Source organism: Mesorhizobium sp. GbtcB19, from assembly GCF_019091085.1.
Taxonomy (GTDB): domain Bacteria; phylum Pseudomonadota; class Alphaproteobacteria; order Rhizobiales; family Rhizobiaceae; genus Mesorhizobium.
The window spans coordinates 76,921-89,688 of the sequence record NZ_JAGXJY010000017.1; the positions used below are offsets into that span (position 1 = coordinate 76,921).

At 64.0% G+C, this 12,768-nt stretch carries 12 protein-coding genes; 5 read left to right on the forward strand and 7 right to left on the reverse strand.

The window, feature by feature from the left end:
- Positions 1-141 precede the first annotated feature (141 nt).
- Both KVT37_RS24680 and ppx read left to right on the forward strand, forming a co-directional pair.
- Positions 142-2,337, forward strand: coding sequence for an RNA degradosome polyphosphate kinase (locus KVT37_RS24680; protein WP_217577619.1), 2,196 nt, complete (start codon positions 142-144; stop codon positions 2,335-2,337).
- Positions 2,334-3,869 (forward strand): exopolyphosphatase, encoded by a 1,536-nt coding sequence (gene ppx / locus KVT37_RS24685; RefSeq protein ID WP_217577620.1) that lies wholly within the window; start codon positions 2,334-2,336, stop codon positions 3,867-3,869. The genes KVT37_RS24680 and ppx overlap by 4 nt, the downstream gene beginning before the upstream one ends.
- 5 nt (positions 3,870-3,874) lie before the next feature.
- Here ppx and KVT37_RS24690 read toward each other — a convergent pair whose 3' ends face one another.
- From KVT37_RS24690 to betI, 5 genes are all read right to left on the reverse strand, one after another.
- The gene (locus KVT37_RS24690) at positions 3,875-4,297 is read right to left on the reverse strand and encodes a DoxX family protein (RefSeq protein WP_217577621.1); all 423 of its coding nucleotides are present in this window, start codon (positions 4,295-4,297) and stop codon (positions 3,875-3,877) included.
- Positions 4,298-4,406: 109 nt separating this feature from the next.
- A complete protein-coding gene (locus KVT37_RS24695) occupies positions 4,407-4,829 on the reverse strand; it encodes a DoxX family protein (RefSeq protein ID WP_217577622.1) in 423 nt (140 codons plus the stop codon).
- Between the two features lie 363 nt (positions 4,830-5,192).
- Complete coding sequence (fumC, locus tag KVT37_RS24700; protein ID WP_217577623.1) at positions 5,193-6,590, reverse strand: class II fumarate hydratase; 1,398 nt, start codon at positions 6,588-6,590, stop codon at positions 5,193-5,195.
- Positions 6,591-6,859: 269 nt separating this feature from the next.
- Positions 6,860-7,636, reverse strand: a complete 777-nt coding sequence (locus KVT37_RS24705; RefSeq protein ID WP_217577666.1) for an SDR family NAD(P)-dependent oxidoreductase — start codon at positions 7,634-7,636, stop codon at positions 6,860-6,862.
- Positions 7,637-7,722: 86 nt separating this feature from the next.
- On the reverse strand, positions 7,723-8,373 hold the full coding sequence (gene betI, locus KVT37_RS24710) for a transcriptional regulator BetI (RefSeq protein ID WP_217577624.1): 651 nt from the start codon (positions 8,371-8,373) through the stop codon (positions 7,723-7,725).
- 81 nt (positions 8,374-8,454) lie between these two features.
- Here betI and choX point away from each other — a divergent pair, with 81 nt between their 5' ends.
- Entirely contained in the window at positions 8,455-9,393 is a 939-nt protein-coding gene (choX, locus tag KVT37_RS24715; protein ID WP_217577625.1) for a choline ABC transporter substrate-binding protein, read from the forward strand.
- Between the two features lie 11 nt (positions 9,394-9,404).
- Positions 9,405-10,226 (forward strand): alpha/beta fold hydrolase, encoded by an 822-nt coding sequence (locus tag KVT37_RS24720; protein ID WP_217577626.1) that lies wholly within the window; start codon positions 9,405-9,407, stop codon positions 10,224-10,226.
- On the opposite strand, the gene KVT37_RS24725 is transcribed toward KVT37_RS24720, so the two are convergent.
- Positions 10,227-11,051 carry an NIPSNAP family protein gene (locus KVT37_RS24725; protein WP_306797014.1) on the reverse strand — a complete coding sequence of 275 codons (825 nt, stop codon included), beginning with the start codon at positions 11,049-11,051 and terminating at the stop codon, positions 10,227-10,229. It abuts the gene before it with no gap.
- A gap of 178 nt (positions 11,052-11,229) precedes the next feature.
- Here KVT37_RS24725 and KVT37_RS24730 point away from each other — a divergent pair, with 178 nt between their 5' ends.
- Positions 11,230-11,892, forward strand: a complete 663-nt coding sequence (locus KVT37_RS24730) for a TetR/AcrR family transcriptional regulator (protein WP_254634231.1) — start codon at positions 11,230-11,232, stop codon at positions 11,890-11,892.
- Between the two features lie 207 nt (positions 11,893-12,099).
- Here KVT37_RS24730 and KVT37_RS24735 read toward each other — a convergent pair whose 3' ends face one another.
- Positions 12,100-12,693 carry a hypothetical protein gene (locus tag KVT37_RS24735; RefSeq protein ID WP_217577627.1) on the reverse strand — a complete coding sequence of 198 codons (594 nt, stop codon included), beginning with the start codon at positions 12,691-12,693 and terminating at the stop codon, positions 12,100-12,102.
- Positions 12,694-12,768: the final 75 nt, after the last annotated feature.

Genomic DNA, 12,768 nt, shown 5'->3' on the forward strand with positions numbered 1-12,768 from the left:
CAGAGGATAAGTTGAGCCGGTTAAGCGCATGAGGCCGGGCACGGAGCGATTCCGTGATGATCATGCGTCACAAAAACATGTTAGAGCGTCGCCGGACGGCAATATGCGGTGCTCTCAGGGACGGTTGCGGGCAAGGGAAACATGAACGAACTGAAGCCGGTGCAGAGCGAATTCATCACCGTCGAGGCGGCAAGCCCCGACGGCGGCAATCCCGACCGTTTCGTCAACCGCGAATTCTCCTGGCTGCAATTCAACCGCCGCGTCCTGGAGGAATCGCTGAACGAGCATCACCCGCTGCTCGAGCGCGTGCGCTTCCTGTCGATCTCGGCAGCCAATCTCGACGAGTTCTTCATGGTCCGCGTCGCCGGCCTCGCCGGTCAGGTGCGCGAGGGTATCGCGCTGAAGAGCCCGGACGGCCGCACGCCCGAGCAGCAGCTCGAACAATTGCTGCGCGAGGTCGAGCGACTGCAGGAAGATCAGCAGAAGAGCCTGTCGGCGCTGATGGTTCTGCTCAACAAGGAAGGCATAGAGAGCATCACCCGCGATGCGCTGACCAAGGAAGAGAAGGCTTGGCTGGAGGAGCATTTCCAGGACCAGGTTTTCCCGGTGCTGACGCCGCTGTCGATCGACCCGGCGCATCCGTTCCCGTTCATCCCCAATCTCGGCTTTTCCATCGCCCTGCAATTGCGCCACCGCAAGAATGGCGAGGAGATGAGCGCGCTTCTGCGCCTGCCGGTGGCGCTCAGACGTTTCATCCGGCTGCCCGATCGCAAGCACCATGTGCGCTTCATCCCGCTGGAGGAGGCGGTCGGCATCTATATCGGCAAGCTTTTCCCTGGATATGAGGTCAAGGGCTCCGGCACGTTCCGCATCATCCGCGACAGCGATATCGAGGTCGAGGAAGAGTCGGAAGACCTGGTGCGCCTGTTCGAGACGGCGCTGAAGCGGCGACGCCGCGGTTCGGTGATCCGTATCGAATTCGACACGCTGATGCCGGCCGCGCTGCGCGATTTCGTTGCCGGCGAGCTAGGCGTCTCGTCGAGCCGCATCAGCGTCTTGACCGGTCCGCTGGCGCTCAACCAGATTTCCGAGATCGTCGCCATTCCGCGCGACGACCTCAAATTTGTCCCCTACAACCCGCGCTTCCCCGAGCGCATCCGCGAGCATGGCGGCGACTGCCTGGCCGCTATCCGCGAGAAGGACATCGTCGTCCACCACCCTTACGAATCCTTCGATGTGGTGGTGCAGTTCCTGCGCCAGGCGGCGGCCGATTCCGAAGTGGTGGCGATCAAGCAGACGCTCTATCGTACCTCGAACGACAGCCCGATCGTGCGCGCGCTGATCGATGCCGCCGAGGCCGGCAAGTCTGTGACGGCCCTTGTCGAGCTCAAGGCGCGCTTCGATGAAGAGGCCAACATCCGCTGGGCGCGCGACCTCGAACGCGCCGGCGTGCAGGTCGTGTTCGGCTTCCTCGAACTGAAGACCCACGCCAAGATGTCGCTGGTGGTGCGCCGCGAGGACGGCAAGCTGCGCAATTACGTGCATCTCGGCACCGGCAACTACCACCCGGTCACCGCGCGCATCTACACCGATCTGTCCTTCTTCACCACCGATCCGACGATCGCGCGCGATGTCGCGCAGATCTTCAACTTCATCACCGGCTATGCCGAGCCGGCCGAGGAGATGCGCCTCGCCGTATCGCCCTTCACGCTGCGCAATCGCATCCTGAAGCACATCGCCGAGGAGATCGTCCACGCCCACGAAGGCCGGCCCGCCCGCATCTGGATGAAGATGAACGCGCTGGTCGATCCGACCATCATCGACGCGCTCTATGACGCCAGCCGCGCCGGCGTCGAGATCGACCTCGTCGTGCGCGGCATCTGCTGCCTGCGGCCGCAGGTGCCCGGCCTTTCGGAAAACATCCGGGTGAAATCGATCGTCGGCCGCTTCCTCGAGCACAGTCGCATCTTCTGCTTCGGCAACGGCCACGGCCTGCCGTCGGACGAGGCGATCGTCTACATCTCCTCCGCCGACATGATGCCGCGCAATCTCGACCGCCGCGTCGAGACCCTGGTGCCGATCACCAATCCAACTGTGCATGAACAGGTGCTTGGCCAGATCATGCTGGGCAACGTCATGGACAACCAGCAAAGTTTCGACGTATTGGCTGACGGGACCTCCCGGCGCGTTGTGCTGGAGGAGGGCGAAGAGCCGTTCAACGCGCAGGAATATTTCATGACCAATCCGAGCCTCTCCGGACGGGGCGACGCGCTGAAATCGCATGCGCCCAAGCGCATTGCCCAGTTCAAGCGCCGCAAGAAGAACGGCGCCGCGTGATTTCAGTTTCCCAGGGCCGGCTTCAGGACCGGCGGCCGCTGTCGATCATCGACATCGGATCGAATTCGATCCGCCTTGTCGTCTATGAGGGCCTGGCGCGCTCGCCGACGCTTTTGTTCAATGAAAAGATGCTGGCCGGCCTCGGCCGCGGCATCGTTTCGACCGGCAAGCTCGATCCCGAGGCGGTGACGCGCTCGATGGAGGAGTTCCGCCGGTTCCGCGCGCTTTCGGATCAGGCCGGCGCCGAGCACATGTATGTGCTGGCGACCGCGGCCGCGCGTGAGGCGGGCAACGGTCCCGATTTCATCCACCGCGCCGAGGATGTGCTGAAGACCGAGATCCGTGTGCTCACCGGCCGCCAGGAAGCCTATTATTCGGCGCTCGGCGTCATTTCCGGCTTCCATCCGGCCAATGGCATCGCCGGCGACCTTGGCGGCGGCAGCCTCGAGCTGATCGACATCAACCGCGAATCGATCGGCGACGGCATCACGCTGCCGCTCGGCGGCCTGCGCCTGCAAGACATGGCCAAGAACTCGCTCGTCCAGGCGCAGAAGATCGCGCGCCAGGAACTGGCGCGGGCAAAGCTGCTCAAGGGCGGGCAGGGCAGGGTTTTCTATGCCGTCGGCGGCACCTGGCGAAACCTCGCCAGACTGCATATGGAGATGAACAACTACCCGCTCGGCGTCATGCATCACTACGAGATATCGGCCGACAGCGCGCTGACGTTCCTGAAGCAGGTGGCCAGGGGCGAGGTCGAAAAGGTGAGGGGCATCGAAGGCGTCTCCAAGAACCGCCGCTCGCTGCTGCCCTATGGCGCCGTGGTGCTGCAGGAGATCATGGCGGCGATGCAACCGTCGAAGATCGTCGTGTCGGCGCAAGGCGTGCGCGAAGGCTTTCTCTATTCACTGCTCGACGCGGAAGAGCAGAAGTCCGACCCTCTGATCTCGGCGGCCGAGGAACTGGCGCTCTTACGCTCGCGCTCGGTGCACCACGCGCATGACCTTGTCGAATGGACCGGCAAGGCGTTCAAGGCCTTCGGCATCGACGAGACGGAAGACGAGGCGCGTTATCGTCACGCCGCTTGCCTGCTCGCCGATATCGGCTGGCGCGCGCATCCGGAATATCGCGGCCGGCAGTCGCTCAACATCATCGCGCATGCCTCCTTCATCGGCGTCGACCACCCCGGCCGCGCTTATCTGGCTTTGGCCAACGCCTACCGCCATGACGGCGTCTTCAACGACGGCGTCGCGCCCGAGATCAAGGCGCTGGCGCCGCCGCGCCTGCTGGAACGGGCTCGCACGCTCGCGGCCATGATGCGCGTCGTCTATCTGCTGACAGCGGCAATGCCAGGCGTGATGCCGAGGCTGAAATGGGAAAGCCGCGGTAACGGCGCGCTGGCGCTGGTGCTGCCGGCTTCGCTTTCCGATCTTTATGGCGAACGGCCGGCCGGCCGGTTGGCGCAGCTGGCCCGCATCACCAACCGCCGCCTGGTGCTGGCGGTCGAGGGTGGCCCGAGCGTTTCGGTGAAGTAAACTCCTCAGGTGACGTCGGCGCTGATGCCAAAGCCGCGCCCGTCCGCCGACCACACGCCTGCGCCGGCCATGGCCAGCGCCAGGAAGCCGCCGGCAATGGCGATGTCCTTCATCAGCATCTGCTGGTGCAGGAAGGCGAGTGTGGCGTCGTCGGCGCCCTGGCCGTAATGGCCGATGAAGCCGGCGGCGATCGAGAAGGCGGCAAGCAGCAGCGCCACGACCCGCGTCTGGAAGCCGATCAGGATCAGCAGTCCGGCAACCAGCTCGAACAGGCCGGTGCCCCAGGCGGCCAAGGTCGGCAGCGGCAGGCCGAGGCCGGCGAAATAGCTGGTCGTGCCGGCGATGTTGCTCAGCGCCTGGAAGCCCGAGGGCACGAACAGCGCGGCAAGCAGAAGCCGCGAGATGAGAAGCAGTGCGTTGCGGAGCATGGCCATCTCCCTTGCCGTCTGCCGACGCAGTCTACGCCTGTAATTGGAAAACGAAAAAGCGGCGCGGAAAATTCCGCGCCGCTCGTTCAGGCAGTCTGGGAGGAAAAAATCAGCCGCGCTTGGCGTCGATCGAAAAGGCGCCGGCGCCGGAAGAGGCGAGCAGGATGAAGCCGCCAGTGATGGCGAGGTTCTTGAGGAACTGGATCATCTGCATCTGGTCGGCCCAGCCGGTGTGGGCGACGAGCCCGGTGGCGATCGTGAAGATGGCGAGCACCCAGGCGGCGATGCGGGTCTGGAAGCCAACGAGGACGGCAACGCCGCCGAGCAGTTCGATCAGGCCGACGACGACGGCGGTGACAGTCGGCAGCGGCAGGCCGAGGCCGCCGAAATAGGCCGCGGTGCCGGAAATGGCGGTGAGCTTGCCGAAGCCGGAAAGCAGGAAGATGACGGCGAGCAGGATGCGGCCGAGCAGGATCGTGGTGGAGCTGTTGGACTGGGCGCCGGTACCGGCGACGGAAGAGTTGATGGACATGGCGGTTCTCCGAACGGGTTGAATGCCCAGTCAGATAGACGATCCGGACTGTTCACCAAAAGCCGCCTATGTGACGACACATTGTTCACAGGATGGATGTTTCTGACATCTGCCGGCACGCGCGAAAATCATGTCGCGGATTGGCTTGGGGAAGCAAATTGTGCTGCCGCAAAATCCCAAGCGCTCGTCATCCACGGGCGAAGCAAGGAGCGAAGCGACGCGGCGCAGACCCGAGGATCCATTCCGTGACGTCAAAACAGCCGCAGCGATGCAGGTCCTGCTCCGCTGCACCCTTCGCGCTAGGTAACGGCATGGATCCTGGGGTCTACGCTTCGCTACGCCCCAGGATGACGAAGCCGCACTTCACCCCGGATGCGTCATGTCCTCGGGGCGCACCAGCCGGTCGTAATCGGCTTCGCTGACCAGCCCGGTAGCCAAGGCTTCCTCGCGTAGCGTCGTGCCGTTCTTGTGCGCGGTCTTGGCGATCTTGGCGGCGTTGTCGTAGCCGATGGTGGGGGCGAGCGCCGTCACCAGCATCAGCGAGCGCTCCAGCGCGGCCTTGATGTTGTCTTCGCGCGCCTCGATGCCGACCACGCAATTGTCGGTGAAAGACACGGACGCATCCGCCAGCAGCTGCACCGATTGCAGGAAATTATAGGCCATCAGCGGGTTGTAGACATTGAGCTCGAAATGGCCCTGGCTGCCGGCGAAGGTCAGCGCGGCATTGTTGCCGAACACCTGGACGCAGACCTGCGTCAGCGCCTCGCACTGGGTCGGGTTGACCTTGCCAGGCATGATCGAGGAGCCCGGCTCGTTTTCCGGCAGCGACAGCTCGCCAAGGCCCGAACGCGGGCCGGAGCCGAGCAGGCGGATGTCGTTGGCGATCTTGAACAGCGCCGCGCCGGCCGCGTTGATCGCTCCATGCGAGAACACCATCGAATCGTGTGCTGCCAGCGCCTCGAACTTGTTCGGCGCGGTGACGAAGGCAATGCCGGTGATCGAAGCGATACGGTCGGCGACCTTCTCCGCGAAGCCGACCGGCGCGTTGAGGCCTGTGCCGACGGCGGTGCCGCCCTGCGCCAGCTCCTGCAAACCGGGCAGCGTCTGCTCGATGCGCCTGATGGACGAAGCGACCTGCGCGGCATAGCCGGAAAATTCCTGGCCGAGCGTCAGCGGCGTGGCGTCCTGCGTGTGGGTGCGGCCGATCTTGATGATGTGGTTGAAGGCACGCGCCTTGGCGTCGAGCGCCTTGTGCAGGTGGTGCAGCGCCGGGATCAGGTGATGCACGACCCGCTCGGCGCAGGCGATATGCATGGCCGTTGGATAGGTGTCGTTCGACGACTGGCTCATATTGACGTGGTCGTTCGGGTGCACCGGCTTTTTCGAGCCCATGACGCCGCCGAGCATCTCGATCGCCCGGTTGGAGATCACCTCATTGGCGTTCATGTTGGACTGCGTGCCCGAGCCGGTCTGCCACACAACCAGCGGGAAATGCTCGTCGAGCTTGCCGTCGATGACTTCCTGTGCTGCCTCGACGATTGCCTTGCCGACGGTGGGATCGAGCCGCTTCATCTCCATGTTGACCTCGGCGGCCGCACGCTTGACGATGCCGAGCGCGCGCACGATCGAAGCCGGCTGCTTCTCCCAGCCGATCTTGAAATTGCCCAGCGAACGCTGCGCCTGCGCGCCCCAATAACGGTCGGCCGCCACTTCGATGGGACCGAACGTATCGGTTTCGGTTCTGGTCTTTTGAGCGCTCACTGGAAATCTCCGGTCTGTCGATTGGGCAAGGGCGTATCGCGTTGCACAAAAGGCATCAAGCGGAGATTGCGGGCGGGGAAGATGCAAATCGGTTGAAGGAACGCGCCTCTTCCTTCTCCCCTTGTGGGAGAAGGTGGATCGGCGCGCAGCGCCGAGACGGATGAGGGGTGTTCCAGCGGAGTGAGGCGCTGGCGTTCCCTGGAACACCCCTCATCCGACCGAGCTTCGCTCGGCCACCTTCTCCCGCAAGGGGAGAAGGGCGCTTCAGCTCACCCAGCCGTATAGCCGCCATCCACCGCAAATATGCCGCCGCTGGTCCAGGCTGCTTCCTCACTGGCGAGATGCACGGCCATGCCGGCGACATCCGAGGGGCGGCCGATGCGGCCGAGCGGATAGCTGCGCTCGACATAGGCCTTGAGTTCGGCCTGCGCTTCGGCCGGCAGGTTGACGATCGATTTGCGCCGCATGGCGGTGTCGATGGTGCCGGGTGCGATCGCGTTGACGCGGATGCCGCGCGGGCCGAGCTCGAAGGCGAGCGATTTGGTCAGCGAATTCAGTGCGCCTTTGGACAGCGAATAAAGGCTCGACGGCCGCTTCGGGATCATCTTGCTGGCGAAGTAGGACGAGATGTTGATGACCGAGGCGTTCGCGCCGAGATGCGGCAAGAGCTTTTGGGTCAGGAAGAAGGCCGCCGTCACGTTGAGCGCGAAGGAATGCTGGAACTGCTCCGCGCTCACCGTCTCGAACGGCACCAGATAGGCGACGCCGGCATTGTTGACGAGGATGTCCAGCGGCCGGCCGGATTGCCCGACATGGCCGGCCACGGCATCGATGCCGGCACCGGTGGCGAGATCGGCCGATAATGTCTCGACCGCCGCGTTGCCTTTCGCATGCTGGGCTATGGTGCTGCGCGCGGTTTCCAGCTTCCCTGCGTCGCGGCCGACGATCAGCAGATCAGCGCCTTCGCGTGCAAAAGCTTCCGCTATCGCCAGTCCGATGCCGTCCGACCCGCCGGTAACCAGCGCCCGCTTGCCCTGAAGTCGCATCGCCATGCTCCCTGCAATTGCCGCAGGAATGCAGCGCCGAAGGGCGCGAGGGGTCAATCCGATGGCCTATCGCCCGGTATGAAACTTTATCGGGCCGAGACCAGTTCGGCAGGGGCAGGCTGACGCAGGACGAGCCGCCCCGCGACGAAATCCTTGACCTGGCGCACCGCCTGCTCGCGGCTAACACTGCCCGGCTGCAGGCCGAGCCTGAGCCATAGCCCGTCGATCAAAGCGGTGACGCCGAGCACGATCTCCTCGGCCAGTTCCGGCGAGGCAAGGCCGCGCAGGCCGGACAGAAGATTCGAGCGCATGCGCGCGTGGATGACCCTCTGGATGCGCGCGAGCTTCTCGTCGCGCGGCACCTCGGCGCAGAGCGACAGCCAGGCATGGCAGAGCGGCGGCAGGAACAAATGCTCCTCGAAATTGCCCTCGATCACCGCGTCCAGCCGTTCCATCGGCGTCCGGGCCCGTCGAAGTCGCGCGATTACCGCGAAGCACAGCACGGCGTTCGCCTCGCGCATGGCATGCTCGAACAGCTCCTGCTTGTTGCGGAAATAATGCAGCACGATGCCCTTCGAGGCGCCGGCCTGGGCGGCGACCTTTTCCAGCGTGGCGCCGGCAATGCCTTCGCGCTCCAGGACGGCGAAGGCCGCCTGCCGCAACTCCTTGCGGCGTATATCGCTGAGACGCGTGAGTTTCACCAGATCGATCCAAGCATTGCGAATCCATGTTGACATCTTCGTCCGCTCAGATCAATTATTAACCGATGGGACAATAAATCGACCAAAAGGTCAATCTTGACAACGAGGAGAACCGCAATGTTGCGCATGCTTGCGAATGGCGTCTGTGTCGCCGCCTTGATGCTGGCTTCCCAGGCGGCCCGGGCCGCCGAAGCCGAGGGCTGTAAAGTGGTCCGCATGGCCGAGCCCGGCTGGAACGATCTGGCCTTCACCACGGGCGTGGCCAAGGTGCTGCTCCAGGCGCTCGGCTACGAGCCGCAGAGCGAGGTGCTCGGCATCAATGTCATCTACGAGGGCATGAAGAACCGGGATCTCGACCTGTTCCTCGGCTATTGGGACCCGGCGATGGTCACTTACTACGAACCCTACAAGAAGGATGGCTCGATCGAGAATGTGCGCGTCAATCTGGTCGGCGCCAAATACACTTTCGCCGTGCCGACCTATGTCTGGGATGCTGGCGTCAAGGACCTGTCCGACCTGCACAAATTCGCCGACAAGTTCGGCAAGAAGATGTACGGCATCGAGCCCGGCTCCAACCAGCTGATGATGGATGCCATCGCCGATCGGCAATTCGGCCTCGACGGCTGGCAGGTGGTGGAATCGAGCGAGGCCGGCATGCTTTCGGAGGTCGGCTACGAGATCAAGGAGAAGCAGTTCATCGTCTTCCAGGGCTGGGCGCCGCATCCGATGAACACCATGTACGACTTCAAGTACCTGACCGGCGGCGACAAGTTCTTCGGCCCGAATTTCGGCGCCGCCACCGTGACGACGCAGGTGCGCAAGGGATTTCTGCAGGAATGCCCGAACGTCGCGCAGTTCCTGAAGAACCTTGCCTTCGACATCGACATGGAAAATGTCGGCATGGGTTACCTCATCAATGACGGCATGAAGCCGGAGGACGGCGCGCTGAAGTCGATCGCCTTGCACAAGGATCGCCTCGACGCCTGGCTCGCCGGCGTCGCCACCTTCGACGGCAAGCCCGGCCTTGCCGCGGTCAAGGAAAAGCTCGGACTGTGAGGTCGGCGGCATTGGACTTTCGCCAGCAGGAGATCGAGCAGGCCGCCTGGGCCAGCCACAAGCGGATCGTCGATGTCGGTGGTCTCGACCTAGCCTATGTCGAGATAGACGGCTCGGAGCCGCCGCTTGTCCTTGTGCATGGCTTCACCGACACCAGCCGCAGCTTCTCATTGCTGGCGCCGCATCTCTGCGGCCGCCGGATGATCATGCCGGACTTGCGTGGCCACGGCGGCTCGCCGGCGGGCGAGGGTTGTGGCGTCGCCGATTTCGCTGACGACATTGCCGGGCTGATCCGGCGTCTGCGGCTCGACAGGCCGGTCGTCGTCGGCCATTCGCTGGGCGGCATGGTGTCGATCATGCTGGCAGCGCGGCATTCTGAATTGATCGGCGGGCTGGTGATCATGGCCAGCGCGCTGAAGCCTGATTTAGCATGGGATCACCCGCTGATCGACGGTGTTGCCTCGTTGCGCGATCCAATTTCGCCGTCCGATCCCTTCTATGAGTGGTGGCATGCCTGCGGACCGGGCGTACCGCGCGCTTTTCTCGACGCTCTCGCGAAAGACGCCTCCGCGATCCCAGCGGCGCGTTGGCGCGCCATTCTCGAAGAAGTCCGCCGCGCCGATCTGACCGACGCGGCGAGCGCCGTGCGGGTACCGGCGCTGATCATCGCGGGTAGCCGCGATCCGCTTTTCGGCGAAGCGCATCAGCGGGCGCTGACCCAGGCGCTGGCCGGGTCGCGGCTGGTCTGGGCTCAGGATTGCGGCCACAACCCGCATTGGGAGGATACGGCCTTTGTCGCCAAGGCAATAGCTGGGGCTTTTCCTGCCGGTTGACTATCGCAACAGGGATCGGGCCGTAGGCGTCAGGCGCAAAGTCTCGGCGGGCTTTGTCGAACCGGCCCAATGGGTTTCACGGACCGCGCGCCATGCCGGCGAAGCGGCGAGGGCGGTCTGAAAACCGGCATGGGAGTCGCCATCATCGAAGCCCGCGACGGCGATGAAGACATTTTCGCCGGCACGCACAGGCAAACGCGGAAAGGTGTTTTCGCAGTGCTCGCTGATGAAAGCGCCAAGCAGCCGGGCGCCATTCGCGGCGAGTTGTGGAACGGCCTCCGCCTGGAAGCGCTCGGCAAAACCGGCCTCGGCGCCCGGTCGCAAATGATGAATCGAAATCTCAACAAAACCGGGCAATCGGCTGCGATCGCTCATGCTTTGGGCCTCGGCTGTTGTAGGCCGCTTCGATCCTGACAGGTCGAACCCGGCACCCTGCCAGGCCGGCTTCAATAGCAGCACGTCGTCGGAATCGATCATCGTCGCATTGGCGGCATCGCGATGCGCTGCCCAGACCGGCCCGCCATAGAAGGCGCTGAGTGCGTCCTTCCTTGTCTCCATGCTCTCGAAGCCGCGCAGCCAGACGAACATGTTTGGGCGGTCGAGGTCGCGGAACTGGCCGATGACGGTCATACCCGTCGCTTCCTGCGTCTCGACGAACTCCCGATCGAACAGTGCGATCAGCGTTTCGCGTTGCCCCGGCTTCAGCGTGTATTGCCTCAGTTCGACGACAGGCGAGGCATAGCGAGGGGGTCGGTTCACGGTCGGAATCTCAAAACAGGGTGATCGTCCTGTTTTATAAACAGACCGGTTGTCCTGTTTTGTCAATCTGCTATCGTGGTTTTCCCCTTCTCCCCTTGTGGGAGAAGGTGGCTCGGCGCGCAGCGCCGAGACGGATGAGGGGTGTTCCAGCGGAGTGAGACGCTGGTCTTCCCTCGATCACCCCTCATCCGCCTTCACTTCGTTCAGGCACCTTCTCCCACAAGGGGAGAAGGGGAGATCGCGCATGGCTCGCAAAAAGCGCACCAACGACCCGGAAGGCATGCGCCGGCGCGTGCTGGACGTGGCCGAAGACTCCTTCCAGGCGCGCGGTTATCACGCCTCGAGCCTCGGCGACCTGATGGCGGCGGCCGGCGTCACCGGAGGCGCGCTGCATCACCATTTCCCGACCAAGAAGGCGCTGGCACTCGCGGTCGTCGAGGAGCGGGTGGCTGCTGCGATCCAGGAAACCTGGATCGAGCCGGTGCTGGCAGCATCCACGGCCCGCGAAGGTGTGCGGGCCGTGTTCGAGGCGGTGGCGGCAGAGCTCGAAGAGCAAGGCTATGTGCGGGGCTGCCCGCTCAACAACCTGGCGCATGAACTGTCGCTGGCCGACGACGAGTTTCGCGCGGTGCTGGCCAGGATCTTCGCCGGCTGGCGGCAGGCTATCGCCGATAAGATGCGCGTTGACCAGACGAATGGCGGGGAGGGCGGGATCGATCCCGATCGCTTCGCGGCGCTGGCGGTGGCCACCTATTCCGGCGCCATGTCGATGGCCAAGGCGTCGCAGGATGCCGGGGTGTTGCGGGAGTGCTTGAGCGGACTGGAAAGCGTCCAGCCGTCGTCGGGCGGACCGGCAGCGAGGCGACGCCGCAGGGTGTTGCCACGGCAGACAATTCAGCCACGTTAGCGGGACAGCACCCCCCTCTGGCCTGCCGGCCATCTCCCCCGCAAGGGGGGAGATTAGCAGCTTGGCTGGCGGCGCCTTTTCTGCAGCGCTGGCGATTGGCGAAAGCCTGCGCGAAATCCGATCTCCCCCCTTGCGGGGGAGATGTCCGGCAGGACAGAGGGGGGTGTGAAGGATCGCCTTCGCTTGAAAACTTAAGAACGACTGCCACTACTCCTTCAGCGGCTTGATCGTCTCGAATCCCACCTCGCTCTGCGCGCTCGTGCCTTCGTCATAGCGGCGCGCCACCACCGCTTGCAGGTCAGGTGAGTAGAGCGCGGTAAAACTGTCGATCACATTGCCTGAATCGCCGGTGATCGTCTCGCTGACCACCAGCACGTTGTATTTGCAGTCGCCGAGCTTGTAGCTGTCCTTGCCCTTGACCGCGAGCGCCAGCGTCTCGGTGCCCTTCGGCGGCTTCTTCGACGACAGCCGTACGAAATCCGTCTTGCTCTTGGCGCCTGCCTTCAGCGGGAACAGCTTCTTCAAGTCGCCGAGCGGGATCATCGACAGCCGTCCGGTGTCGCTGTCGCGAAAAACCTCGATCAGCCCGGCATAGAGATACTGCGTCTGCGGCGAGTCCGACTGGTATGTGTTGGCGACCGCGACCATCCCGCCGGGCGCCGGCCGGAACTCGCTGCTGATGCCGGACTTTTCCAGCACGAAGCCGGCTTTCGCGGATTTGGCGTCGACGCAGTCCGCGGCCTGCGCGGCGCCGGCCAAGGCGAGCATGGCGAGCACCATGCCGGTTGCAACGGTTTTCATGCCTTCCTCCCCTGGCTGCATTCTGCAAGGAATGACAGACCCCTGCCGCGCTGTCGACCCAAGAGCTTTTCATGC

Excerpts from the sequence above, each read along its gene's own strand:
- KVT37_RS24680 (WP_217577619.1), top strand. The coding sequence starts at position 142 with ATGAACGAACTGAAGCCGGTGCAGAGCGAATTCATCACCGTCGAGGCG.
- KVT37_RS24690 (WP_217577621.1), bottom strand. The coding sequence starts at position 4,297 with ATGCTCCGCAACGCACTGCTTCTCATCTCGCGGCTTCTGCTTGCCGCG.
- KVT37_RS24695 (WP_217577622.1), bottom strand. The coding sequence starts at position 4,829 with ATGTCCATCAACTCTTCCGTCGCCGGTACCGGCGCCCAGTCCAACAGC.
- KVT37_RS24705 (WP_217577666.1), bottom strand. The coding sequence starts at position 7,636 with ATGCGACTTCAGGGCAAGCGGGCGCTGGTTACCGGCGGGTCGGACGGC.
- betI (WP_217577624.1), bottom strand. The coding sequence starts at position 8,373 with ATGTCAACATGGATTCGCAATGCTTGGATCGATCTGGTGAAACTCACG.
- choX (WP_217577625.1), top strand. The coding sequence starts at position 8,455 with ATGTTGCGCATGCTTGCGAATGGCGTCTGTGTCGCCGCCTTGATGCTG.
- KVT37_RS24730 (WP_254634231.1), top strand. The coding sequence starts at position 11,230 with ATGGCTCGCAAAAAGCGCACCAACGACCCGGAAGGCATGCGCCGGCGC.
- KVT37_RS24735 (WP_217577627.1), bottom strand. The coding sequence starts at position 12,693 with ATGAAAACCGTTGCAACCGGCATGGTGCTCGCCATGCTCGCCTTGGCC.